The sequence below is a fragment of the Streptomyces sp. AF1A genome, from assembly GCF_047340315.1.
Taxonomy (GTDB): domain Bacteria; phylum Actinomycetota; class Actinomycetes; order Streptomycetales; family Streptomycetaceae; genus Streptomyces.
Genome location: NZ_JBLEBI010000379.1, coordinates 1 through 1,250 on the forward strand (window position 1 = coordinate 1; position 1,250 = coordinate 1,250).

Annotated in this window: 2 protein-coding genes; both read left to right on the forward strand. The window is 71.6% G+C overall.

Translation table 11 applies throughout. The annotated features are described in order from the left end of the window. The coding region (locus tag ACLU3S_RS36970; RefSeq protein WP_413956350.1) for a vitamin B12 dependent-methionine synthase activation domain-containing protein at nt 1-348 on the forward strand (348 nt) is incomplete at its 5' end. Next, nucleotides 345-1,211, forward strand: a complete 867-nt coding sequence (gene metF, locus ACLU3S_RS36975) for a methylenetetrahydrofolate reductase [NAD(P)H] (protein WP_413956351.1) — start codon at nt 345-347, stop codon at nt 1,209-1,211. The genes ACLU3S_RS36970 and metF, both read left to right, overlap by 4 nt. Nucleotides 1,212-1,250: the final 39 nt, after the last annotated feature.

Consider the following 1,250-nt stretch of genomic DNA (forward strand, 5'->3'; position numbering starts at 1 on the left):
CACGCCTACCGCGACTACCTCGAACTGCACGGCCTGTCCGTGCAGTTGGCGGAGGCGCTGGCCGAGTACTGGCACGCCCGCGTCCGCGCCGAACTCGGCATCGCCGGCCAGGACCCGGCGGGCCTGGAAGGGATGCTGCGCACCGAGTACCAGGGCTGCCGCTACTCGCTCGGCTATCCGGCCTGCCCGAATCTGGAGGACCGCGCCAAGATCGCGGACCTCCTCCACCCCGAGCGGATCGGCGTCCACCTGTCGGAGGAGTTCCAGCTGCACCCCGAGCAGTCCACCGACGCGATCGTCGTCCACCACCCGCAGGCGAGCTACTTCAGCGCCGGAGGACGCGCATGACCGCCCGGCCCACCTTCTCGTTCGAGTTCTTCCCGCCCAAGACCGACGCCGGAGAGCGGACGCTGTGGCAGGCGATCCGCCGGGTGGAGCCGCTGCGGCCGGACTTCGTCTCCGTCACGTACGGCGCGGGCGGCTCCTCCCGGGACCGGACCATCGAGGTCACCCGGCGCATCGCGGCCCAGACGACCCTGCGGCCGGTCGCCCATCTCACCGCCGTCGGCCACTCGGTGGCCGAGCTGCGGCACATCATCGGCGCCTACGCGGACGCGGGCATCCGGGACGTCCTCGCCCTGCGCGGTGATCCGCCGGGGGACCCGAGGGGGCCCTGGACACCGCACCCGGACGGCTTCACCCACGCCGGCCAGCTGGTCGAACTGGTGCGCTCGCTCGGCGACTTCACCATCGGTGTCGCGGCCTTCCCCGAGCGGCATCCCCGCTCGCCCGACTGGGACTCCGACATCCGGCACTTCGTGGCCAAGTGCCGGGCGGGCGCCGACTACGCCATCACCCAGATGTTCTTCCACGTCGAGGACTATCTCCGGCTGCGGGACCGGGTCGCGGCCGCCGGCTGCGACATCCCGATCATCCCGGAGATCATGCCCGCCACCGACGTACGCCAGATCCGCCGGTTCGCCGAACTGAGCGACGCCGCCTTCCCCGAGGACCTGGCCCACCGTCTGGAGGCCGCCCGGGACGACCCCGGGGCCGGCCACCGCATCGGCGTGGAGTACGCCACCGTCATGGCCGACCGGCTGCTCGCCGAGGGCGCGCCCGGACTGCACTACATCACCCTGAACAGGTCCACCTCGGCCCTGGACATCCACCGCAACGTCATGAGTTCAAGGAGCGCCCGTGTCAGCTGAGTGCACGGATTTCAAGGTCGCCGACCTCTCGCTGGCCGC